Origin of the sequence: Variovorax sp. J22P240, from assembly GCF_030316855.1 — a bacterium.
Classification (GTDB): Bacteria; Pseudomonadota; Gammaproteobacteria; order Burkholderiales; family Burkholderiaceae_C; genus Variovorax.
Window position 1 is genome coordinate 275149 of the sequence record NZ_JASZYR010000003.1, and the last position, 20914, is coordinate 296062.

21 protein-coding genes and 1 riboswitch are annotated in these 20914 nt (G+C 65.6%); of the genes, 7 read left to right on the top strand and 14 right to left on the bottom strand.

Annotated elements, in window-relative coordinates; genetic code table 11:
• Nucleotides 1-25 precede the first annotated feature (25 nt).
• The 3 genes from rsmA to QTI24_RS11225 are packed head-to-tail and all read right to left on the bottom strand — an operon-like array spanning nucleotide 26 to nucleotide 4660.
• Complete coding sequence (gene rsmA, locus QTI24_RS11215; RefSeq protein ID WP_286600429.1) at nucleotides 26-799, bottom strand: 16S rRNA (adenine(1518)-N(6)/adenine(1519)-N(6))-dimethyltransferase RsmA; 774 nt, start codon at nucleotides 797-799, stop codon at nucleotides 26-28.
• A gap of 28 nt (nucleotides 800-827) precedes the next feature.
• A complete protein-coding gene (locus QTI24_RS11220; protein WP_286600430.1) occupies nucleotides 828-2216 on the bottom strand; it encodes a peptidylprolyl isomerase in 1389 nt (462 codons plus the stop codon).
• Nucleotides 2217-2230: 14 nt separating this feature from the next.
• Complete coding sequence (locus QTI24_RS11225; RefSeq protein WP_286618429.1) at nucleotides 2231-4660, bottom strand: LPS-assembly protein LptD; 2430 nt, start codon at nucleotides 4658-4660, stop codon at nucleotides 2231-2233.
• Nucleotides 4661-4758: 98 nt separating this feature from the next.
• On the opposite strand from QTI24_RS11225, the gene QTI24_RS11230 reads away from it, so the two are divergent.
• From QTI24_RS11230 to QTI24_RS11250, 5 genes are all read left to right on the top strand, one after another.
• A complete protein-coding gene (locus QTI24_RS11230; RefSeq protein ID WP_286600433.1) occupies nucleotides 4759-5853 on the top strand; it encodes an aminoglycoside phosphotransferase family protein in 1095 nt (364 codons plus the stop codon).
• Nucleotides 5850-6578 (top strand): 16S rRNA (uracil(1498)-N(3))-methyltransferase, encoded by a 729-nt coding sequence (locus tag QTI24_RS11235; protein ID WP_286600434.1) that lies wholly within the window; start codon nucleotides 5850-5852, stop codon nucleotides 6576-6578. The genes QTI24_RS11230 and QTI24_RS11235 overlap by 4 nt, the downstream gene beginning before the upstream one ends.
• A 62-nt stretch (nucleotides 6579-6640) precedes the next feature.
• A complete protein-coding gene (locus QTI24_RS11240; protein WP_286600436.1) occupies nucleotides 6641-7996 on the top strand; it encodes a M20/M25/M40 family metallo-hydrolase in 1356 nt (451 codons plus the stop codon).
• 36 nt (nucleotides 7997-8032) lie between these two features.
• A complete protein-coding gene (locus QTI24_RS11245; protein WP_286600437.1) occupies nucleotides 8033-8512 on the top strand; it encodes a YidB family protein in 480 nt (159 codons plus the stop codon).
• A gap of 112 nt (nucleotides 8513-8624) precedes the next feature.
• Nucleotides 8625-9797 carry an MFS transporter gene (locus tag QTI24_RS11250; RefSeq protein ID WP_286600438.1) on the top strand — a complete coding sequence of 391 codons (1173 nt, stop codon included), beginning with the start codon at nucleotides 8625-8627 and terminating at the stop codon, nucleotides 9795-9797.
• Here the strand turns inward: QTI24_RS11250 and QTI24_RS11255 are convergent.
• Nucleotides 9794-10630, bottom strand: a complete 837-nt coding sequence (locus QTI24_RS11255; protein ID WP_286600439.1) for an alpha/beta hydrolase — start codon at nucleotides 10628-10630, stop codon at nucleotides 9794-9796. The genes QTI24_RS11250 and QTI24_RS11255 overlap by 4 nt on opposite strands.
• Entirely contained in the window at nucleotides 10627-12120 is a 1494-nt protein-coding gene (locus tag QTI24_RS11260; RefSeq protein ID WP_286600440.1) for a M20 family metallopeptidase, read from the bottom strand. Before QTI24_RS11260 ends, QTI24_RS11255 begins: the two co-directional genes overlap by 4 nt.
• 180 nt (nucleotides 12121-12300) lie before the next feature.
• Between QTI24_RS11260 and QTI24_RS11265 the strand changes: the two genes are divergently transcribed.
• The gene (locus QTI24_RS11265; protein ID WP_286600441.1) at nucleotides 12301-13107 is read left to right on the top strand and encodes a DUF72 domain-containing protein; all 807 of its coding nucleotides are present in this window, start codon (nucleotides 12301-12303) and stop codon (nucleotides 13105-13107) included.
• 6 nt (nucleotides 13108-13113) lie between these two features.
• Here QTI24_RS11265 and QTI24_RS11270 read toward each other — a convergent pair whose 3' ends face one another.
• The 5 genes from QTI24_RS11270 to QTI24_RS11290 form a co-directional block, all read right to left on the bottom strand.
• A complete protein-coding gene (locus tag QTI24_RS11270; protein ID WP_286600442.1) occupies nucleotides 13114-13659 on the bottom strand; it encodes a bactofilin family protein in 546 nt (181 codons plus the stop codon).
• A 168-nt stretch (nucleotides 13660-13827) separates the two neighbouring features.
• Nucleotides 13828-14409, bottom strand: a complete 582-nt coding sequence (locus tag QTI24_RS11275; protein ID WP_286600444.1) for an IMPACT family protein — start codon at nucleotides 14407-14409, stop codon at nucleotides 13828-13830.
• Nucleotides 14410-14437: 28 nt separating this feature from the next.
• Nucleotides 14438-15025 (bottom strand): methionine biosynthesis protein MetW, encoded by a 588-nt coding sequence (gene metW / locus QTI24_RS11280; RefSeq protein ID WP_286600445.1) that lies wholly within the window; start codon nucleotides 15023-15025, stop codon nucleotides 14438-14440.
• Complete coding sequence (metX, locus tag QTI24_RS11285) at nucleotides 15022-16173, bottom strand: homoserine O-succinyltransferase MetX (protein WP_286600446.1); 1152 nt, start codon at nucleotides 16171-16173, stop codon at nucleotides 15022-15024. The genes metW and metX overlap by 4 nt, the downstream gene beginning before the upstream one ends.
• Before the next feature lie 116 nt (nucleotides 16174-16289).
• The gene (locus tag QTI24_RS11290) at nucleotides 16290-16856 is read right to left on the bottom strand and encodes a TMEM165/GDT1 family protein (protein ID WP_286600447.1); all 567 of its coding nucleotides are present in this window, start codon (nucleotides 16854-16856) and stop codon (nucleotides 16290-16292) included.
• 7 nt (nucleotides 16857-16863) lie between these two features.
• Nucleotides 16864-17046: riboswitch (yybP-ykoY riboswitch) on the bottom strand.
• Nucleotides 17047-17296: 250 nt separating this feature from the next.
• Between QTI24_RS11290 and rbp the strand changes: the two genes are divergently transcribed.
• The gene (rbp, locus tag QTI24_RS11295; RefSeq protein WP_286600449.1) at nucleotides 17297-17824 is read left to right on the top strand and encodes an RNA-binding regulator; all 528 of its coding nucleotides are present in this window, start codon (nucleotides 17297-17299) and stop codon (nucleotides 17822-17824) included.
• 82 nt (nucleotides 17825-17906) lie between these two features.
• On the opposite strand, the gene QTI24_RS11300 is transcribed toward rbp, so the two are convergent.
• From QTI24_RS11300 to QTI24_RS11315, 4 genes are read right to left on the bottom strand one after another with little or no spacing between them, the layout of a single operon-like run.
• Nucleotides 17907-18713 carry an SDR family oxidoreductase gene (locus QTI24_RS11300; RefSeq protein WP_286600798.1) on the bottom strand — a complete coding sequence of 269 codons (807 nt, stop codon included), beginning with the start codon at nucleotides 18711-18713 and terminating at the stop codon, nucleotides 17907-17909.
• Nucleotides 18710-19354, bottom strand: coding sequence for an LPS export ABC transporter periplasmic protein LptC (lptC, locus tag QTI24_RS11305; protein WP_286600450.1), 645 nt, complete (start codon nucleotides 19352-19354; stop codon nucleotides 18710-18712). The genes QTI24_RS11300 and lptC overlap by 4 nt, the downstream gene beginning before the upstream one ends.
• A complete protein-coding gene (locus tag QTI24_RS11310) occupies nucleotides 19351-19899 on the bottom strand; it encodes a KdsC family phosphatase (RefSeq protein WP_286600451.1) in 549 nt (182 codons plus the stop codon). The genes lptC and QTI24_RS11310 overlap by 4 nt, the downstream gene beginning before the upstream one ends.
• Nucleotides 19899-20900, bottom strand: a complete 1002-nt coding sequence (locus QTI24_RS11315) for a KpsF/GutQ family sugar-phosphate isomerase (protein ID WP_286600453.1) — start codon at nucleotides 20898-20900, stop codon at nucleotides 19899-19901. Before QTI24_RS11315 ends, QTI24_RS11310 begins: the two co-directional genes overlap by 1 nt.
• Nucleotides 20901-20914 lie beyond the last annotated feature (14 nt).

Below are 20914 nucleotides of genomic sequence, written 5' to 3' on the forward strand. Positions count from 1 at the left end.
AAAGCCCGTCATTGACGGGCTTTTCTTATTGGGAGGCTTGTTGGGCCAGGGTGACGTATTCCTGGACGGGCACTTCTTCTGCGCGGCGTTGGGTGTCGAAGCTGCCGGCGAAACTGTGCTGGTCCAGCCACTTGCCCAAGGTGTGGCGCAGCAGCTTCCGGCGCTGGCTGAAGGCGACCTGGACGATTTCACCGAGCCTTGCGGCATCGACCTTCGGCGGCTCGGCAAAGGGCACCATGCGCACGACGGCGCTGTCGACGCGCGGGGGCGGGTCGAAGCTTTCTGGCGGCACGAAGAGGACGTTGTCCATCGCATAGCGCCATTGCAGCATCACGCTGAGGCGGCTGTAGTCTGACGTTGCAGGTCTGGCGACCATGCGGTCGATGACCTCTTTTTGCAGCATGAAGTGCTGGTCCGTGATCAGGTGCGCGAAGCCGAGAAGATGGAACAGGATCGGCGTGGAGATGTTGTAGGGCAGGTTGCCCACCACGCGCAGGGCTCTTGCGGGCGGCACGACCAGGCTGGCGGCGAGAGTGGCGAAGTCGACCTTCAACACATCGGACTCGATCACGTTGAGTTGCCCGTGGCCGCGAAGGCGCTGGGCCAGATCGCGGTCGAGCTCGATCACCGTCAAGCGGCCCAGCCGTTCTACCAGGGGTTGCGTCAGCGCCGCGAGGCCCGGGCCGATCTCGACCATCGCATCGCTGGGCTGGGGTGCGATCTCGCGCACGATCGCATCGATGATCCCGCCGTCGGACAGGAAATGTTGCCCGAAGCGCTTGCGAGGGATGTGCTGCATCAAGCGCAGGCTCGGCCGGCCATCATGATCACGATTGCGGCGGCTCGCGCATTTCCACGTAGGCCCGTGCGCGCACTTCCTGCGCCCAGGTTTCGGTGGCTTCCGCGATCCGCTTCTGGCGCAGCATTGCGCGCGCGGCTTCGCGCTGTTCGGCTTGGCTCAGCTTGGCGTCGCGACGCCCGACCACCTGGATCAGGTGCACGCCGAAGCGCGAGACTAGCGGGTCGCTGGTCTGGCCCGGGGCCAGCCGGTTCATGGCTTCTTCGAATTCAGGCACGAACTGGCCGGGGCGCGCCCATCCCAGATCGCCGCCGTCCTTGGCGCTGCCATCCTGCGAATTGTCGCGCGCCAGCACGGCGAAATCGGCCGTCCCGTTTTGCACCTGCTGCTTGAACTGGTTCAGCTTCGCGATGGACTCCGCCGTCGTGCGTTTGGCATCGTTGAGCAACAGGATGTGGCGGACCTGCGTCTGGGTCACCACGGCGTCGCCCGAATTGGGCTGTGACTTGGCCAGCAGCTTCAGCACGTGGAAGCCGGCAGCCGAACGGACCGGACCGGCGATGCCATTGACCGGCGTGGATTGCGTCGCCTCGACGAGCAATTGCGGATAGCGTTCCGCGCTGCGCATCCCGATGGCGCCGCCCGAGGCGCGGTCGGGCGAATCGGAGAACTCCTGCACGAGCTTGGTGAAGTCCTCGCCGGCACGCGCCCGCTGGGCCAGGCCCTGCGCGCGCTGCTGCAGCTTCGCCACGTCGGCGTCGCTGGCCGACTCCGGCACGGCGACCAGAAGCTGCGCGATGTTGATGTTGGGGGGAATCGCCGCATTGGTGCCGCTGCGCTGGTCACGAATGAACTGATCGACCTCCACGTCGGTGATCTTGATCTTGTTTTCGATTTCGCGGTCCCGCAGGCGAATCAGCGTGAGCTGCTCCCGCAATTCGCGGCGGAACTGCTCTTGCGACAGGCCTTCTTCGGCGACCCGGCGGCGCAAGTCTGTCACGCTCACCTGGTTGTTCCGTGCCACGGTCTGCTCGGCCTGGTCGATCGCGATGTCGTCGACCCGGATGCCTTGTTCCTTCGCCACCTGCATCTGGGCACGCTCATTGATGAGGCGTTCGAGCACCAGCCGCATCAGTTCCTGGCGCGAATAGCGCGCTGCTTCCGGGTTGTCCCGAAGGATGCGGACCGCGCGCGCCTGGACCTCGGTGTTGGTGATCGGCTCTGAATTGACCAGTGCGACGATGTACTCGGCCGAGCGCTGCACATTCGGCACGGGCGCGCGCGGCGCCGCGGTCGGAGCGGGCGCGAGACGCGGGCCGGCACGCATGATGTCGGTGATGCCGGTTCCTTGCGCACCGGAGGCCGTCGCCAGGGTGGCAAGACAGGCCAGGGTCAGGATGGAGCGGAGGTGATTCATGGCGGTGCTCGGTCTCAGTCGTAATTGGTGAAGCGGCTCGGCCCTGCGATCGGCTGGCGCAGGGGGGTGTACCGCTGAATGTTTTGCGTCAACGTACGCCTCGGACTCGACCCGACGCTGGCAAAGCCGACAAACTCAAGCTGGAACATGATCCGCGTGTTGGCGGTGACTTGCCCGGTCGTGACGCGTTCCAGCACCACGCGCCCGATCCAGCAGCAACCGTCGTATTCGAAGCCCAGGACGCCATCGGTCAGCTTGCTGTCCTGCAAACTGTAATTGAGCCGACCCACTGCGTACCAGCGCCCACCTCCTTGACCGCGGCCGGAACCGAGATCCTTGCCTTTGTCGCCCCAGAGATCGTTCAGCGGCCACTGCCAACTGACATCGATGGATTTGTTGCCATCCTCGGAGGTCGAAGTGCTGTTGGCCTGGTAGCGGTAGGCTGCGCTGATCGAGCGGTAGGGCCCAGGGTTGTAGCGCGCGCTGATTGCCGTGCGCGTCGACGTTTGCTGATCCGGATTGTATTGGACCGTGCCGTCCACGCTCCATTTCGGGGTCCAGTTGATCTGCGCGCCCAGGAGAATGTCGCTCAGCCGGTCCGTCACGGGTGCGCCGCCGGGCAGGGTGACGAGCTGGTCTTCAAAGCGCAGGCGCTGCGCGATGCCGAAGCGGGCCGCTTCGGCGCCGGTGTCGGGATCGATGAGGCGAGTGCTCACGCCCAGGGTGAGCAGGTTGCTGTCGGAGATGCGGTCGTTGCCGGAAAACGCGTTTTCGGTGTAAATCGTCGCGAAGTTGAAGTCGTTGGACGCCGAGTCGTAGTTGGGCAGGTAGTTCTGGTTGCGGAACGGCGTGTACACGTAGTAGGCGCGAGGCTCCAGCGTCTGCTGGAAGGATCGGCCGAAAAAGCTGGTGTCGCGCTCGAAGATCAGACCGCTGTCGAGGCTGAACGTCGGCACGGTACGGGTCGCGTTGGTGACGCCGTTGGTCAGCAAAGGCGCATCGAACTGGTATGCCGTGGCGTTCAGCATCAGTTTCGGGACGACGAAAGTGCCCGGCGTCAGGAAGGGCCGGCTCAAGGTCGCGATGCCGAAAATGCGCTCGCCATTGGGCTGGCACGCCACGGGCGCGTTGGCGGGAAGGGCTCCGATGCATTGCTCGAGCGGCTTCGCCTCGAACCGGCTGTAGTCGGAATTGAACGAAAAATCGAAGCCGTTCCAGTCGTACTTGTTGTAGTTCGCCGTGATCTGCGGCATCCGGTCGTACGGCGGAACGATCGGCGAGGGCGCGTACTGCAGCGTCTGGTAGCTCAGTGCGCGCGCGACCCCGCTCCATTCGCCCTTGGCCCAGCTGAGCGTGCCATCGTTCGCCAGCAGGCGCTGCGTCAGCGAGGGCGTGCGGGTGAAGTCGCGCCAGTAGTCGTTGTCGCTCACGCGGTTGATGTTGAGCGTGCCGACCAGCGAGTCGAGGCCGAAATACTGGGCGTCGAACCGCTGCGTATGGTTGGTCCAGATGCCCCACCGGTCGCGGTCGCGCAGCCGATCGTCGGGCATGTAGTCGGCCCGGATCTCGCCGTTGTAGTTTTGTTCGAGGTAGCGGAACTCGGTGCCCAGGTTGATGCCGCGCTTCGACATCAGCGTGGGGTATAGCGTCGCGTCGCGATTGGGCGCGATGTTCCAGTAGTACGGCGTGGTGATGTCGACGCCATTGACATTGTCGATGCCGATGACCGGCGGCAGAAGCCCGCTCTTGCGATCGTTGCTGAGCGGGAAGCTGAGCGACGGGAACGGCGGCGTGCTGACACCCATAAATGTCAGCCGCGCGTTGGTCGCGACGCCGACGTTTTCCTCGGTGTCGGTCGTGAGGGTCGCGGCGCTCAGCAGCCATGCGGGCATCCAGCCCGGATAGTCCTCGGGCCGGCAGGTGGTGTAGGTCGCCAGCCGGGCCACCGACACATTGCTGTCGACGAAGTCGATGCGTTCCGCCGTGCCGTGGCCGCCGTTGGTCAGGAATCGATAGCGCACGTTGTTGAAGAAGCCCTCGAAAGTCTCGAGCCGAAGTTGCAGTTCGGGGCCTTCGTAGACGTTGCCAGCCTGATTCACATGGACATTGCCGGTCGCCTTGGCGAGGTCTTCGGGCTGGTAATACTCCAGCCGATCGGCACGGATCATGGTGTCGCCGCGGCGCAGCGTTGCGTTGCCCTCGACCACTGTCTCGAGATCCGGGCGGCCGGAGATGCGGTCGCCATACACGAAGCTGGGCAACTGGCCGCGCTGTTCCGGCGTGATGGTTTCGGTGAGCTGCGGCGTGCGCTTGAGCACGAGCGGGGCATCGAGATCCGCATCCTGCGCGCACGCACTGTGCGCATGCAACAGGGCAAGCGACAGCACCGCCAGCGGCAAAGGCGGGCGGGACCGGCGCCAGGCGGCTCGGTTCAAGTCAGGCATCAGGTACGGGACAAATAACGTCTGGAGGGGGAAGACGGCGCCAGGGGCCGGCAGGTTGCGAGGCTCCGCAGCAGGCGGATTTGTAGAATTGATTATCCATGACAGCCTCCCAGCCATCGGCCAGCGGCGCCGCGACACCTTTTCTTCCCCCGGCCTGGAGCGATCCGACCCGCGCCGAGGCGTTCAGCCAGTGGATGGAGCGCATTGCAGCCGCGCACCAACTGCTGCCGCATAGCGTTCGCCTCGCTTCTGCCGACGCGAGCTTCCGGCGCTATTTCCGCGTCGACACCAGCGACGGCGCGCGGACCCGCATCGTGATGGATGCCCCGCCCGCCCAGGAAAACAGCACCCCCTTCGTGCAGGTCGCGAAGCTGATGGCCGACGCCGGCGTGATCGCGCCGCGAGTGCTCGAATGGGACGAGGCCAACGGCTTCCTGCTGCTGGACGATCTGGGCCTGCAGACCATGCTGGACGTGATCGATCCCGCCAGCCCCGAAACCGCACGGCCGTTCTACGCCCAGGCGATCGATGCATTGATCCTCTGGCAGAAGTCCTCGCGGCCCGAGGTGCTGCCGCCCTACGACCAGGCGCTGCTGGAGCGTGAACTTGCGTTGTTTCCGCAGTGGTACATCGAGCAGCACCGCGGCTTGCCCGTCGAGGGCAAGCTCAAGGAGCGCCTCGATCGCAGCTTCAGGCTGATTGTCGAGAACAACCTCGCCGCGCCGCGCGTCTACGTGCACCGCGACTTCATGCCGCGCAACCTGATGGTCACCGGCGGTCCTGCGCTGGGCGTGCTGGACTTTCAGGATGCCGTCCACGGCCCGATCACCTACGACATCGCGAGCCTGATGCGCGACGCCTTCCTGAGCTGGGACGAGGAATTCGTGCTCGACATGACGGTGCGCTACTGGCAACAGGCCCGCAAGGCCGGCCTGCCGGTGGACGAGGACTTCGGCGCCTTCTACCGCGCGGTCGAATGGATGGGCCTGCAACGCCACCTGAAGGTGGCCGGCATCTTCGCGCGACTCACGTTGCGTGACGGCAAACCGAAATACCTCGCCGACACGCCGCGCTTCATCGCCTACATCCGGGCGACGGCCAGCCGCTACACCGAACTCACCCCGCTGCTGCGGGTCATCGACGAGGTCGAAGGCACCCAACCCGTGACCGGGTTCGCCTACGGACGGGTGTGACGGCGCGCTTTCACTGCGCAGTGGCGCTGACCGCGAACAGCGCGTTGACGCTGCCACCCGGCGCTGCGCGCCATGTGCAGGTGCTGCGAATGCAGCCGGGCGATGCGCTGATACTGTTCGACGGCAGCGGCGGCGAGTATGCAGCGACGGTCGAGCGCATGGGACGCAGCGAAGTCGCCGTGCAGGTCGGTGCACACACCACCGTCGAACGTGAAGCGCCACGCGCCGTGCATCTCGCCGTCGGCATGCCTGCCAACGAGCGGATGGACTGGCTGGTCGAAAAGGCGACCGAACTCGGTGTGGCGAGCATCCAGCCACTCATGACCGCGCACGGCGTGTTGCGGCTCGCCGGCGAGCGCGCGGACAAGAAGCGCGCGCATTGGGAGGCCGTCGCCATTGCGGCCTGCGAACAATGCGGGCGCAATCGCGTGCCGGTGATCCATCCGGTGCAGTCGCTGGCCGGTTGGCTGGCGAAACCCGTCGTCGATGCGGAACGCTTCATCCTGAGCTTGGCCGATGGAACCCGGCCGGTGTCCGACATCGCCGACGGAGCATCGAGCGAGGCGCGCAACGCGTGGGTGCTGAGCGGGCCGGAAGGCGGCCTCAGCGCCGCCGAGGAGCAGGACGCGATCGCGCGCGATTTCGTGCCGCTCACGCTCGGCCCGCGGGTTCTGCGCGCCGAAACCGCGGCGCTGGCGGCGCTGGCGTTGCTCGCCGGCCAGTAAGCGCCGGTTCCTTCTTCCTTTCGCTCCCATCTTCCCCCTCATATTCATCAGTGCGCACCCTCATGCCGTCTCGCTCCATCCCCTCGCGCGTCGCGCCCATCCTGCTCGCTGCGCTGTGTGCTGCGGGTGTCGCTCACGCCCAGGGATCCGCCGTCGCGCCGACCCCCACGCAGGTGAGACCGGCCGTCGATCACGCCTACACGCAACTCCTGGGCGCTCCCGGCATCAAGCAACTGCTCGATGCGGTGCAGGCCGATCACGAGCGCTCGATCGAGGACCTGAAGATGCTCACCGAGATCGAGGCACCGCCGTTCAAGGAGCAGAAGCGCGCCGAGGCCTTCCTCGCGCGCCTGAAGGCGCTGGGATTGACCGATGCCCGGATCGACAGCGAAGGCAATGTGATCGGTCTGCGTAAGGGCACAGGCAACGGTCCGAAGCTGATGATCTCGGCCCACCTGGACACCGTGTTCCCGGCCGGCACCGACGTCAAGGTGAAGGAGCGTGACGGCAAGCTCTACGCGCCGGGCATTTCCGATGACACGCGCGGTCTCGCTGTGCTGTTGTCATGGCTCAAGGTGCTGAACGACAACAAGATCCAGACCGTGGGCGATCTGCTGTTCGTCGGCAATGTCGGCGAGGAAGAGCTGGGCAACCTGCGTGGCATGAAGGCGATCTTCCGCGACCATCTCGACATCGACGGCATGGTGGGCGTCGAACCGGCGGCCGAAGGCAATGTGACGGTGCTCGGCACCGCAAGCCATCGCTACGAGGTGACCTTCAAAGGGCCGGGCGGCCACAGCTACGCGGCCTTCGGCCAGGTGCCCAGCGCCATCCACGGCATGGGCCGCGCGATCGCCAAGATCGCCGACATCAAGACGCCCAGCTTTCCGAAGACCACCTTCACCGTCGGCACGGTGGGCGGCGGCACTTCCGTCAACACCATTGCGCCGGATGCGCGCATGGCGGTCGACATTCGCTCGGACGACATGAACGCGCTGCTCGACACCGAAAAGAAGGTGCTGGCGGCGATCGACGAAGCGGTGGCGGAAGAGAACAAGCGCTGGAACGTCACGACGCTGAGCGCCTCCAACAAGCTGATCGGCGACCGGCCGGGCGGACGCACCGGCTCGGATTCGGTGATCGTCGAGGCCGCCGTTCGATCGAACGCCGCCTTCGGTCACAAGACGCTGCTGTCCGGGGCGAGCACCGATGCGAACGTGCCGATGTCGCTCGGCATCCCCGCCATCATCATCGGTGGCGGCGGCAAGACGGGCGGCTTTCACGCACTCTCGGAATGGATCGACGTGACAGACGGGTGGAAGGGCGCGCAGAATGCCCTCGTGACCGTTCTCGGGCTGGTCGGCGTGCAGGGCGTGAGCGAGCCCTTGCTTGCGAAGCGCCCCCCGCGCCTGAAATAAAGTCGCACCCCAAATTACACGTTCAGGAGGCCCATCATGGGATTGCTAGATTCAGTTCTCGGACAAGTGCTCGGCGGCACCCAGGCACAACCACAGGCTGGCGACGTCGGAAGCCTCGGCGGTCTTGGCGGCTTGCTTGGCAGCAATGGTGACCTCGGCGGTCTGGCCGGCGCGCTCGGCGGCCTGCTCGCCAACAACGGCGAACTCGGCGGACTAGGGGGCCTGGTCTCCAAGTTCAACCAGGCCGGCATGGGCGACGTCATCGGCTCCTGGGTCGGCACGGGCGAGAACGCTCCCATCTCGGGCGGACAGTTGCAACAGGCGCTCGGCGGCGATGTCATCTCCGGCATTGCACAGAAGCTCGGTATCAACGCCACGACGCTGCTGCCCTTGCTGGCCACCATGCTGCCCACGCTGATTGACCAACTGACGCCGAAGGGTCAGGTGCCGGCGGAGGGGCTGGGCAATCAGGACGATCTGCTCTCATCGCTCAGCGGACTTCTGCAGAAGGGCTGACGCAGCCCGCTCCAGAATCATGGCGCCTCCGGGCGCCATTTTTGTTGGCGGCGGCGCTGGCACCCCCCGTGATAGAACCGGCGTCCACTCCCTGGCCATCACCTCCCGTCCTATGAATCGCAATCTCTGGCTGCTCACGATCTGCCAAGGCCTGTTCCTGACGAACAACGTCGCCTTCATCGCCATCAATGGCCTTGTCGGCCTGGCGCTGGCGCCGCGCGGCTGGATGGCGACCCTGCCCGTGATGGGATACGTGGTGGGCGGTGCGCTGGCCACCGGCCTCGTTGCGCGGACGCAGAAGCGCTTCGGGCGGCGACGCTCGTTCCAGATCGGGATCGCCGTGGCGCTGGGCTCGGCGCTGCTGTGCGCCCAGGCCGCGATCTGGAAGGACTTCTGGCTGCTCTGCTTCGCGACGGTGGTGGCGGGCTACTACAACGCCAACGCCAGCCTCTATCGCTTTGCGGCGGCCGAACTCGCTGCGCCCGACTGGCGCGAGAAGGCGGTGTCGCTGGTGATGGCCGGTGGCCTGATCGGCGCGGTGGCGGGGCCGAATCTCGCCGCCGCCACCCGGACCTGGTTCTCGGTGCCTTTCGCGGGCGCCTATCTCGCGTTGGCCGCGGTCGCACTGCTGGCGATGGTGATGATGCAGTTCATCGATTTTCCCGCGCCGCCGGCCAAGAGCAGTTCGACGGGAGGCCGATCGCTGCGCGAGATCGCGCGCCAGCCGGCGTTCATCGTCGCGGCCGTGTCGGGCGCGCTGGGGTTCGGCGTGATGAACCTGCTGATGGCGGCGACGCCGATTGCCATGCAGGTCTGCAGCCTGCCTTTCGAAGACATCGCGTTCGTTCTCGAATGGCACGTGATCGGCATGTTCGCCCCGGGCTTCTTCACCGGCCACCTGATCCGCCGCGTCGGCGTCCTGCCGGTGATGGGCGCAGGGCTGGCGCTCAATTTCGGCTGCATCGCCGTGGCGCTCTCGGGCGTGGACCTGCATCAGTTTCTGATCGCGCTGTTCATGCTGGGCGTCGGCTGGAACTTCCTGTTCACAGGCAGCACCACGCTCTCGCTCGCGACCTATGCGCCCGAGGAAAGAGATCGGGCCCAGGGCGCGCTCAACTTCTGTGTCTTCGCGACGCTGGCGGTGAGTTCGTTCGCTTCGGGCGTGCTGGTCACCACGCAGGGCTGGCGCCTGCTGAACTTCGGCTCCCTGGTGCCCGTGGTGCTGACGGGCATGGCTCTGCTGTGGCTCGCATACCGTCGGCGCACGGCGCCTGCAGCGGCCTAAGGGGCGGGGAAGCGCTCGGCCAGCCAGCGCTGGAGCGTGTCGAAAACCGGAGCGGCATCGCTCTCGTTGAAGATCTCGTGATAGTGCGCCGGAAAGCAGATGGTGCTGAGCACCGATGCCGGCGCGGCGGTCGCGAAGGCGCGGCTTCCGTCAGGACTGACGAGTCGATCGTCGCCGGCATAGATCAACAGCGTTGGCACATGCCACGTGGGTGCCGCGGCCAGCACGACGGCGCCTTCGTCGGCGAGAAAGCGCGCGAGCCGGGCGCCGATGCGGTCGTGGCACAGCGGATCATCGCGATAGACCGGCGCAACGGCGGGGTCGTGCGACAGGTACTTCAAGTCGAGTCCATTGCTCACACGCAGGTCGGGCGCCAGGCGTGACAGCGTCGCGATGAGAAAGCGCTGGAATCCGCTGAGGCCCGCATCCAGCGCAGGCGAAGAAAGCACCAGCGCATCGACCGGGCGCACAGCGCGCGCAACGAAGCTCGCGGCGACCAGTCCGCCGAGGCTATGTCCCAGCAACACGAGCGGCAACCCTGGACAGGCCGCTCGCGTGTCATCGACGACGAGGGCGAGGTCATCGAGCAATCGATTCGCTGTAGGCAAGCCTCCGCGTGCACCGCTTGACGCGCCGTGTCCATGGTGATCGACCGCACGCACGGCGAATCCCCACGCATTGAGGTGTCCCGCGACATGCGCATAGCGTCCGGCGTGTTCGCCAAGGCCATGCACCAGCACAACGACCGCCTTGGCGCGGCCGTGTTCGAGCGGCCACTCGTGCAGCGCCAGCGTTTCACCGCCCGGCGCATGCAAGGTGTGGAGGGGCTTCAAGCCGCGCTGGCGCGTGCGACCGGCAATGCGGCAATCACCTCGGCCACTGCCGCCGTGAGCTTCTTCGCATAGGGCACATGCAGAAATTCATTGGGGCCGTGGGCATTGCTCTTCGGCCCCAGCACGCCGCACACCATCATCTGGGCCTTCGGAAAGCCGACGCTCAGCATGTTCATGAGCGGGATCGTGCCGCCTTGCCCGATGTAGCCGCAGTCCGCGCCGAAGTGCGCGCGCGAGGCGGCATTGAGCGCGCTTTCGAACCACGGCGCCGTGTCGGGTGCGTTCCATCCAGTAGCTCCGCCACCGCTTTCGAAAGTGACCTTCGCCTGGTAGGGTGCGTTGTCTTCGAGCAATGTCTTGAGCTGCTGCACCGCCTGGTCGGCCTCGACCAGCGGCGGCAGGCGCAGGGAGAGCTTGAAGGCGGTGTAGGGGCGCAGCACATTGCCTGCGTCTTTCAGTGCGGGGAATCCTTCGGCGCCGGTGACCGAGAGCGTCGGCTTCCAGGTGCGATTGATCAGGGCGTCCACGGGATCGGTGGTGGTCGGCAGCGCGAAGGTCGTCGACCCGCCGCAATCGAAGTGCGCCCACGGGAAGCGCTTGTAGACCTCTTCGCCCAGGATCGCGGCCGTCGCCTTCGCCTGCGCCAGTCGTTCGGCGGGCACGGCGCAGTGGAAGCTCTCGGGCAGCAGGCGGCCGGTCTTGCTGTCTTCGAGGCGGTCGAGCACCTGCCGCATGATGCGGAAGCTCGACGGCACGAGCCCGGACGCGTCGCCCGAGTGCACGCCTTCGGTCAGGACCTCGACCTTGAGCGTGCCGCTGGCCATGCCGCGCAGCGAAGTGGTAAGCCACAGCTGGTCGTAGTTGCCCGCGCCCGAATCCAGGCAGATGACCAGCGACACGTCACCCAGGCGCGGGCGCAGTGCATCCACGTAAGGCAGCAGGTCGTAGGAGCCGGATTCCTCGCAGGTCTCGATCAGGCCCACGATGCGCGGATGCGCCGCACCCTGGGCCTTGAGCGCCTTCAGCGCGGCGACGCTCGCGTACACGGCATAGCCATCGTCGGCACCGCCGCGTCCGTAGAGCAGGCCGTTCTCGTACTTGGGCGTCCATGGGCCCAGATCGTTGCGCCAGCCGGTGAATTCGGGCTGCTTGTCGAGGTGGCCGTACATCAGCACGGTTTCCTTCATGTCGGTGCCGGTGGCCGCGACTTCGAAGAAAAGCACGGGGGTGCGGCCTTCGAGGCGCACGATCTCCAGCTTCAGGCCTTCGACCTTCTGCGCCTCGACCCAGGCCGCGGCATTGCGCAGCACCGTCTCGAGGTAGCCGTTCTGCGCCCAATCCTTGTCGAAGCCCGGCGACTTCGCGGGGATCGCGATGTAGTCGGTGAGTTGCTTGACGATGTCGTTGTCCCACTGGGTCGACACATCGGACAGCGCACGCCCGGCGTCGAGCAGACCGGCAGGCATTTCGCGGTGGAGGGGGGCGTTCATGGAGTTCTCCGCGGGGTTGGGGGAACGATGTTAGTACGTGCCGGCGGATCATGCCCGGAGATGACATGCGGGCGGTGAATGCGATAAAAGGCGTGCTTCGCCAACGCTGCCGAGAGACGCCATGAATGCGCACCACACCGACGTTTCGAGCTTCACCTCGCTCGTGGCGGGAGGCCGGTCATGAGCGGCGCGAGCGAACGCATCCGGGTCGGCGTCGGCGGCTGGACCTACGAACCCTGGCGCAACACCTTCTATCCGGCCGGCTTGCCGCATGCGCAGGAGTTGAACTACGCGAGCCGGCAGCTCACGGCCATCGAAGTCAACGGCACGTACTACAGCACTTTCAAGCCGACGACCTTCCAGAAGTGGCGGGACGAAACGCCCGATGGCTTCGTGTTCTCACTAAAGGCATCACGCTTCGCGACGAACCGAAAGCTGCTTGCCACGGCTGGCGATTCGATCAAGCGTTTCGTCGACAGTGGCATCGGCGAGCTTGGCGAGAAGCTGGGCCCGATCGTGTGGCAGTTCATGCCGACCAAGGCCTTCGATGCGGAGGATCTGGCGGGCTTTCTCGAACTGCTGCCAAGAAAGGAAGGCAGCCGCGAGCTGCGTCACGTGCTGGATGTTCGACACGACAGTTTCCGGACGCCGGAATACCTCGCGCTCGCGCGCAAGCACGCCGTGGCGACGGTCTTCACCGACTCGGAGAAGTTTCCGTCGTTCGCGGATCTGACTGGCGAGTTCGTCTATGCACGCCTGATGAACAGCGACGCGAAGTTCGAGAACGGGTATGCGCCCAAGGCGCTGGACGCGTGGGCGGAGGCCGCGAAGACATGGGCGAAGGGCGGCACGCCCGCCGCGCTGCCGCACGTGGAGGACGGCAAGGCGCCTGCATCGCGGGCCCGAGACGTCTTCGTCTACTTCATCAATGGCGCAAAAGAAAAGGCACCGGCGGCTGCCGGTGCCTTGATCAAGCGCCTGGAGTGAGCAGCGTCAGGCAGCTGCTTGCAGGGCCGAGGGCGTGGTCGTAGCTGCAGGCTTGCTGCTGGCAGAGGCGGCGCCGAAGCTGATTTCGCCGGACAGTTGGCCGCCCTCTTCGACAACGATCTTGCCGTAGCGGATCTTGCCGGTGACCTTGCCGGTGGAATGAATCACGAGCTTTTCGCGAACGGTGAGATTGCCGTCGAACAGACCGCGGATCTCTGCGATGTCGATCTCCGCAGAGCCCTTGAAGGCACCTTGCTCGGCGATCTGCATGACGCGCGAGTCCATTGTCGCTTCCACAAGGCCTTCAACGACGAGTGTGTCGCAATCGGTGATCTCGACGCCCTTCAGCTTGATGTTCGGGCCGACGGTGAGCTTGCTGCCGCCTTCCTTGGCAACGCTGGCGACTGCATTGGCGGCTTGGGTCGTGAGAGTGGAAGGACTGACGGGAGTGCCCGAGAGATTGGTACCGGAACCCATCAATGGCGCGGGACGGGAGGTGAGATTGTCGGCTTCGCGATCACGTTTGCCGAAGAAGGGGGACTGTGTGGCCAATGGGGAACTCCTCAAAACGCGTATCGTAAGAAGGCCCTTACGGCTCGCGGCACTTCATTGCGCAAGAGGCGTAACTGAATAAATCGTGATTGATTGCAAAGTTGAACTTTTGTGCTCCCTATTGAAAGTATTCGGTCTCGCGTCGAGAAAAAATGCTGCGGCGGCGCATCAAAGCCAGGCGACGCGCCCTTGCGCAGCATCGTCGAGACGTGCAATGAATGCAGCGGCCGACGGTTCAGGCAGCGTGAAGGAGAAATGCACCATGCTGTCGTGCCGCACTTCGCTGATCGTGGCACCGACGGCGGCGATCTCGCGGCGAAGAAGGCCTTCGAACGCATAGGGCACCGCGCAATGCAGGCCGCGTTGTCGCACCAGGGGGAGAAGCGACGCGCCCGCAAGCGCCTGCGCAACGCTGTCGGTGTAGGCGCGCAAGAGGCCGCCCGCGCCGAGCTTGATCCCGCCGAAGTAGCGCACGACGGTGGCCAGCACGCTTTCGAGGTCGTGATGGCGAAGCACCTCCAGCATCGGGCGCCCCGCCGTGCCGCCGGGTTCGCCATCGTCATTGGCCGCCGACTGTCCGCCCGCCATCAGGGCCCAGCATACGTGTGCCGCACCCGGATGTTCGCTGCGCAACGAGTCGACGATGGCCTGCGCCGCTGCGCGATCCACCGCCGGCTGCACGCACCCGATGAACCGGCTCTTCTTGACGATCAGTTCGCTGTGGAGCGGCGTGGCGAGAGTGAACGGCATCACATCAGGGCTCGGCCGCCATCGTTCGCTAGCGCTCGCGTTCGAACTTGAAGACCGCGGTGCCGGCGCGCGCATTCGGCAGCCAGCGGACTTCGCGCCCTTCCTGCAGCCCGAATGCATCGAGCACGCGGAGGCGGTTCTTGCGTGCGAGCACCTCGAAGTCCTTGAAGGTACCGACGCGGATGTTGGGCGTGTCGTACCACTGGTAGGGCAGGCGCCGTGTCACGGGCATGCGGCCGCGCGCAATGCTGATTCGGTTCGGCCAATGCGCGAAGTTGGGAAAAGCCACGATGCCGATGCGGCCCACGCGCGCGGTTTCGCGCAGCATCACTTCGGCGTTGCGCAGGTGCTGCAGCGTGTCGATCTGAAGTACGACGTCGAAGGATGCGTCGTCGAACATCGCGAGGCCTTCGTCGAGGTTGAGCTGGATCACGTCGACGCCGCGCCGGACACAGTTCAGAACGTTGCCGTCGGCGATTTCGATGCCGTAGCCGGTGCAGCCGCGCTCGCGCTGCAGCAGGTCGAGCAGCGCGCCGTCGCCGCAGCCCAGGTCGAGCACTCGTGCGCCTTCAGGCACGAGGCGGGCGATGCGTTGTTGGGTGTCTTGGTCGCTCATGCCGATTCGACTCCTGCGATGCGGTCGAAATAGGAGCGCACCACGCTCATGTAGCGCACATCGTCGAGCAGGAAAGCGTCGTGCCCGTGCGGTGCGTCGATTTCCGCGTAGCTGACGTTGCGGCGGTTGTCGAGCAGGCCCTTGACGATCTCGCGGCTGCGCGCCGGAGAGAAGCGCCAGTCGGTGCTGAAGCTCACGATCAGAAACTTGGCCTGCGCCTTCGCCAGCGCTGCGCGAAGGTCGCCGCCGTGCTCGCGTGCGGGGTCGAAATAGTCGAGTGCGCGCGTGATGAGCAGATAGGTGTTGGCGTCGAAGTACTCGCTGAACTTGTCGCCGTTGTAGCGCAGGTAGCTTTCGATCTGGAACTCGACTTCCTGGGTCGAATAGAGGAAGTCCGTGTGGTCGACGCTGCCCTCGACCGCGCTGCGCAAAGCCCGGCCGAACTTCTCGTTCATCACGTCGTCGCTCTGGTAGGTGATGTGGCCGATCATCCGGGCGATGCGCAGCCCGCGCTTGGGGATCACGCCGTGCTCATAGAAATGGCCGCCGTTGAAATCGGGGTCGGTCACGATCGCGCGGCGTGCCACCTCATTGAAAGCGATGTTCTGGGCCGTCAGGCTGGGCGCGCTGGCAACGACCACGGCGTGCTGCACGCGCTCGGGGTATTGCATCGTCCACGACAGCGCCTGCATGCCGCCGAGGCTGCCGCCCATCACTGCCGCGAGTGTGCGAATGCCGAGAGCATCGAGCAGAGCGGCTTGCGCGTTGACCCAATCCTCGACCGTGACCACGGGGAAGTCGGCGCCGTAGGCATGGCCCGTGGCGGGGTTGATGTGCATCGGGCCGGTCGACCCGAAGCAGGAGCCTAGGTTGTTGATGCCGATGACGAAGAACCGATCGGTGTCCACGGGTTTGCCGGGGCCGATCATGTTGTCCCACCAGCCCTCGGACTTGTCCTGGCCTGCATACACGCCGGCGACATGGTGCGATGCATTCAGCGCATGGCAGACCAGCACGGCATTGCTGCGCTCGGCATTGAGTTCGCCGTAGGTCTCGAAGGCGAGCGTGTAGTCGCTGATCGACGCGCCGCTGGTGAGAGCCAGCGGCCCGGCGAAATGCATCGATTGCGGAGTGACGACGAACGACATGAATGAAAAAACCCGGCCTCGCCAAAAACGAGCCGGGTCGGGCGTCCGTCTTTAGCTGCATTTGTTAAGCGCCCGCAAGCTGGAGCAAATCGGCGCGTCTTGGAAGTATATGCCGGTCAACCCCAGCCGATCAACGCGGCGACGCCGAGCACCAGGAAGATCACGGCGGAGATGCTATGAACGAGTTTGATCGGCACGCGCTTGACGATGCGCTCGCCCAGCCACACCACCGGTGCATTGGCCAGCATCATGCCGAGCGTGGTGCCGAGCACGACCCACACGTAGGCATCGACATAGCGGGCGGCGAGCATCACGGTCGCGATCTGCGTCTTGTCGCCCATCTCCGCGAGGAAGAAGGCGAAGAGCGTGGTGCCGAACACGCCGAAATGCGAGGCCTTGGGCACGTCCTCGTCATCGAGCTTGTCGGGGATCAGCATCCAGAGCGCCATGGCGATGAACGATCCGCCGAGGATCCATCGCAACACGTCGGGCCCGAGGAAATGTGTGACCCAGTTGCCGACGGCGCCCGCGAGCGCGTGGTTCAGGGCCGTGGCCGCGAAGATGCCCAGGACGATCGGCCAGGGCTTGCGGAACCGTGCGGCGAGCACGAGGGAGAGCAACTGGGTCTTGTCGCCCATTTCGGCGAGCGCGACCACGCCGGTTGCAATGAAGAAAGCTTCCATGAAAAAGGGATTCCAACGGCCGAAGGACGCAATTGACCGCACGACACCTCGGCCGAATCCCGAAGTCGCGCGGTCAAAGGTCTCGCCAGGCTGGACACTGTCTGCGCCATGTCTTGCACGAAGGCAGGACAAGTCTGTTGACGCAAACCCTTCTCGCGATGGAAGGCGGCTACTCCCCAATGACCCGCGGATTATAGTCGGCCGGCGAGCGAATTAGTAAGTGTGCGCTAACGTCAACAAAAATTTTGAGGGGGGCGGGGGTGGGGGCAAATTCCTACTTGTGCGTGGCGTATTTCACCCATAATGCGCGAGCCTCCCCTCAAATTCTGGTGGGGGTGATTGGGTGATCGGTCAGTTTCGCGCAGCTCGGCGGATTCTTCCGTTGAACGGTGCTCTCGGGACTCCATCGCTTTTCTTGATGTGTTTATAGGAGTCCCTTGATGGGCAACAAACTGTACGTCGGTAACCTGCCTTACTCGGTACGTGACGGTGATCTCGAGCAAGCCTTCGGGCAATTCGGTGCCGTGACGAGCGCCAAGGTCATGATGGAGCGCGACACGGGCCGCTCCAAGGGCTTTGGCTTCGTCGAAATGGGCAGCGACGCGGAAGCACAAGCAGCCATCAATGGCATGAACGGCCAGCCCCTGGGCGGTCGTAGCGTGGTCGTGAACGAAGCACGTCCGATGGAAGCACGTCCCCCGCGCAGCGGTGGCGGCGGCTATGGCGGCGGCGGTGGCGGGTACGGTGGTGGTGGTGGCGGCGGCTACGGCGGCGGCGGCGGTGGTCGCAGCGGCGGCGGTGGCGGCTATGGCGGCGGCGGCGGTGGCTACGGTGGTGGTGGTGGTGGTGGCCGCAGCGGTGGCGGTGGTGGCGACGGCGGTTTCCGCAGCCCTTACGGCGCTGGCCCGCGTGGCGGCGGCGGTGGTCGCGGTGGCTACGGCGGCAATGGCGGCAACAGCGGCTATTGAACCGAACTTCGAACCGAACGCACGACAAAAAGGCTCCCCAGGGAGCCTTTTTTCATGGGCGATCGCCGCTGATCGTCACTCGTCATTCTCCGGATCGCCGCTTTCGACCCCGGCCCTTGACGGCTCGATCGAATACGGCGTTCGGAAGCAGGCGCATGATCTTCGCGACCACGCCCATCTGCCAGGGAATCACGCGGTAGCTTGTTCCGGCGTCGATCGCACGGAATGCCCGGTCGGCGAAATCCGCGGGCTGCATCAGAAAGGGCATGCCATAGCGATTGCCCTGTGTCAGGGGCGTATCGACATAGCCCGGGGAGATCGTCACGACCTTCACGCCGCTCGAGCGCAGCTCGCCCCGGAGGCTTTCGCAGTACGCGACAACGCCCGCCTTGCTCGCACAGTACGCACCGTGGCCCGGGAGGCCGCGTATCGCTGCGACGCTTCCGATGCCGACCAGCCGGCCACTCCCCCGGGCCTTCATGCCACCGATGAACGGGTGGAAGGTCGCCGCCAGTCCGATGTTGTTGATTGCCAATGTCCGCGCGAGCACATCGAGATCCTCGCGTTCGGCGGTGTCCATTCCGACGCTGATGCCGGCGTTGGCGATCACCACATCGGGCACACCCTGTTGCTGCACGCAGGCAGTGCCGGCTGCCACGATGCTGTCGATCACCGCCACATCGGCGCTGTAGATCCGGCATCGGCCGGCATCGATCCGCTGGGACGCTGCCCAGGCCTCGATCTCCGCCGTACGCCGGGCAACCAGGGCCAGATCGTAGCCCGCGTCGTGAAAGCGCACCGCCAACGCCTGGCCAATGCCGCTCGATGCGCCCGTGATGAAAGCAACGGGCCTCGCGCGCGGCTTTACCGGAAGGGTGTGGTCTGTCAGCGCTTCTCTCCCGGTGGCGGCGCCGCACGCGGCATCAGCACGCCGTGCACGCGTCCCTGCAAATTGGCGACCCCCGTACCGCTGTCGTAGTCCAACGAATCCGCCGTGAACTTGTCTGTACCGCGTATCAGCGTGACCGGCTTGTGCGACTTCACGCGCTCAGTGTCCAGGAAGGCATGCAGGAACTCGCCGCGAAACTCCAGTCGCGGCACCAACTTGCCATCGACGGTCTTGGCCGCGTCGCGAACGATGACGGCGTCGCCGAAGAGCTGTATTTCGCTTCCGTCGCCGTTGGACAGGCCGCGCTTCGCGGAACCGTGCGTGACCAGCCCTTCTTCGGAAATGGCGCGCCACCGCACGTCGTCGACTTCGAGCGTGTCGGTGTCCGGATAGTGACGGCCTTCCTTGCCGAACAGTTCGCTGCTCAACTCGCCGTTCGGCAGGAAATTCTTGACCACGAAGCTCCGCATGAAGAAGTCGGGTTCGTGCGTCGGCGCTTCCTTGGCCGCTGGCTCCAGCAGTTTGGGGGCGCTGCGCACCAGCCAGTAGGTGCCAAGGGCCAGGGCCGCCATCAGGATGAGCGGCAGGTACATCGTCGCGCGATCGAATCCGATGCGCACCAGGCTCCAGGCCGACTTCATGCGTGAAGGCCCCGCGCACCGTCCAGCAAGCGCCGGTAATGGCCGCCGGCGGTCAGCAGCAGGTCGCAGAACTCGCGTGCCGCACCTTCGCCGCCGCGTGCGGCCGTCACATGGTGTGCGATGGCGCGCACTTCGGCATGCGCGTTGGCGGGTGCGGCGGCAAAGCCTGCGCGCGACAGCACGGGCAGGTCGGGCCAGTCGTCGCCGATGGCAGCGGCCTGCGGCCAGTTCAGGCCCAGGTGCGCGAGCATGGCTTCGGCAGCCGGCAGCTTGTCCTCCGTGCCGTAGCGCACATGCTCGATGCCCAACGCCTGGAGGCGGACGCGCAGCGGTTTGGAATCGCGACCGGTGATGACGGCCGGTGTGATGCCCGCGCTGCGCAGCAGCTTGAGGCCGTAACCGTCCAGGATGCTGAAGCGCTTGAGCGTTTCGCCGTGCTCGCTGAAATAGACGCCGCCATCGGTCAGCACGCCGTCGACGTCGAAGAAGGCAACGCGCACGTCCTGGGCGGCGAGCAAGGTCTCCGCCTTGAATTCGATCGGCATCAGATGACCTTCGCGCGCATCAGGTCGTTGATGGTGAGCGCGCCGATCAGGAGGCCGGTCGCGTCGACCACGAGCACGCTGGTGATGCGGTGCTTTTCCATCAGCTCGGCCGCTTCGACCGCGAGCGCTTCGGCGCGAAGCGTGCGCGGGCCGGGATGCATCACGTCGCCCGCGGTCAGGGCACGCAGGTCGGCGCCGGTCTCGATCTGCCGGCGCAAGTCGCCATCGGTGAAGATGCCGATGGCCCGGCCATCGGGGTCGATCACCGCGGTCGCGCCCAGTCCCTTGGCACTCATCTCGCGCATCAGTTCGCTGAGGCTGGCTCCGGGACTGACGCGGGGCACGGCGTCGCCGGAGCGCATGACGTCGCTCACGTGCGTGAGGAGCTTGCGGCCCAGCGCGCCGCCGGGGTGCGAACGGGCGAAGTCCTCGGTGCCGAAGCCGCGCGCATCGAGCAATGCAACGGCGAGCGCGTCTCCGAGGGCCATCTGCGCCGTCGTGCTGGCGGTCGGCGCGAGGTTGAGAGGGCAAGCCTCCTTCTCGACACCGCTGTCCAGCACGATGTCCGCATGGCGTGCGAGCGTGGAGTCGGCGCCGCCGGTCATGGCGATCAGGGGCACGCCCTGTCGCTTGACGACGGGAAGGATGACGGTGAGTTCCTCGACCTCGCCGCTGTTGGAGATCGCGAGCACGAGGTCGACCGCCTTGATCATGCCAAGGTCGCCGTGGCTTGCTTCGGCTGGGTGCACGAACATGGCCGGCGTGCCGGTCGATGCGAGCGTGGCGGCGATCTTGCGGCCCACATGCCCGCTCTTGCCCATGCCCATGACGACCACGCGCCCGCGCACATCGAGGATCTTGCGGACGGCCTCGACGAAGCTAGGCCCGACACGCTGCTTGAGGCCGAGCACGGCCGCAGCCTCGATATCGAAGGTGATACGCGCCCGCGCGAGCATCGCGTCGGGTTCGGCCGTCGAGGCCAGGTCAGGGCGGGAGCTCATCGACGGATTTTATC

Bases quoted from the DNA above. Each gene is read 5' to 3' on its own strand.
- metW (WP_286600445.1), bottom strand. From the start codon at position 15,025: ATGAGCGACCAAGACACCCAACAACGCATCGCCCGCCTCGTGCCTGAA.
- QTI24_RS11245 (WP_286600437.1), top strand. From the start codon at position 8,033: ATGGGATTGCTAGATTCAGTTCTCGGACAAGTGCTCGGCGGCACCCAG.
- rsmA (WP_286600429.1), bottom strand. From the start codon at position 799: ATGCAGCACATCCCTCGCAAGCGCTTCGGGCAACATTTCCTGTCCGAC.
- QTI24_RS11310 (WP_286600451.1), bottom strand. From the start codon at position 19,899: ATGCCGATCGAATTCAAGGCGGAGACCTTGCTCGCCGCCCAGGACGTG.
- QTI24_RS11290 (WP_286600447.1), bottom strand. From the start codon at position 16,856: ATGGAAGCTTTCTTCATTGCAACCGGCGTGGTCGCGCTCGCCGAAATG.
- QTI24_RS11220 (WP_286600430.1), bottom strand. From the start codon at position 2,216: ATGAATCACCTCCGCTCCATCCTGACCCTGGCCTGTCTTGCCACCCTG.
- QTI24_RS11250 (WP_286600438.1), top strand. From the start codon at position 8,625: ATGAATCGCAATCTCTGGCTGCTCACGATCTGCCAAGGCCTGTTCCTG.
- lptC (WP_286600450.1), bottom strand. From the start codon at position 19,354: ATGAAGTCGGCCTGGAGCCTGGTGCGCATCGGATTCGATCGCGCGACG.
- QTI24_RS11260 (WP_286600440.1), bottom strand. From the start codon at position 12,120: ATGAACGCCCCCCTCCACCGCGAAATGCCTGCCGGTCTGCTCGACGCC.
- QTI24_RS11275 (WP_286600444.1), bottom strand. From the start codon at position 14,409: ATGCCGTTCACTCTCGCCACGCCGCTCCACAGCGAACTGATCGTCAAG.
- metX (WP_286600446.1), bottom strand. From the start codon at position 16,173: ATGTCGTTCGTCGTCACTCCGCAATCGATGCATTTCGCCGGGCCGCTG.
- QTI24_RS11240 (WP_286600436.1), top strand. From the start codon at position 6,641: ATGCCGTCTCGCTCCATCCCCTCGCGCGTCGCGCCCATCCTGCTCGCT.
- QTI24_RS11225 (WP_286618429.1), bottom strand. From the start codon at position 4,660: ATGCCTGACTTGAACCGAGCCGCCTGGCGCCGGTCCCGCCCGCCTTTG.
- QTI24_RS11265 (WP_286600441.1), top strand. From the start codon at position 12,301: ATGAGCGGCGCGAGCGAACGCATCCGGGTCGGCGTCGGCGGCTGGACC.
- rbp (WP_286600449.1), top strand. From the start codon at position 17,297: ATGGGCAACAAACTGTACGTCGGTAACCTGCCTTACTCGGTACGTGAC.
- QTI24_RS11315 (WP_286600453.1), bottom strand. From the start codon at position 20,900: ATGAGCTCCCGCCCTGACCTGGCCTCGACGGCCGAACCCGACGCGATG.
- QTI24_RS11230 (WP_286600433.1), top strand. From the start codon at position 4,759: ATGACAGCCTCCCAGCCATCGGCCAGCGGCGCCGCGACACCTTTTCTT.